This is a genomic window from Cognatundibacterium luofuense, assembly GCF_018139685.1.
In the GTDB taxonomy this organism is placed as follows: Bacteria; Pseudomonadota; Gammaproteobacteria; order Burkholderiales; family Burkholderiaceae_D; genus Undibacterium; species Undibacterium luofuense.
Map to the genome: position 1 here is coordinate 1 of NZ_JAGSPN010000321.1, position 356 is coordinate 356.

Genomic DNA, 356 nt, shown 5'->3' on the forward strand with positions numbered 1-356 from the left:
CTTGCTCTCAAACGCAATTAAATTTTCCGGACAAAGAGCCCGGGTTGACGTGCGGCTGTCGATGCGCGGTGAATGGGTGAAAGTAGAAGTACAGGACTACGGCATAGGCATTTCGGATGACTTCAAATCCAGTATTTTCCAGAAATTTACCCAGGCAGAAGCCAACTCCGCCCGCAAATATGCGGGTACCGGTCTGGGCCTGAGTCTGAGCAAAACCATGATAGAAAAAATGGGTGGAAAAATCGGTTTTAAGAGCGAAGAGGGCCATGGCTCTTTGTTTTACCTGTTATTGCCGCTGATACCAACGCCTGATCAGCGCAATCCAAAAGTATAAATGCGGCAGAAAAAGCAAAGCA

Annotated in this window: 1 protein-coding gene; it reads left to right on the plus strand. The window is 47.8% G+C overall.

All coding sequences use genetic code 11. The features are described from left to right. Positions 1 to 334 (plus strand): sensor histidine kinase (locus KDM89_RS20600; RefSeq protein ID WP_230428013.1); only part of this gene is annotated, 334 nt, incomplete at its 5' end. Between the last annotated feature and the right edge of the window lie 22 nt (positions 335 to 356).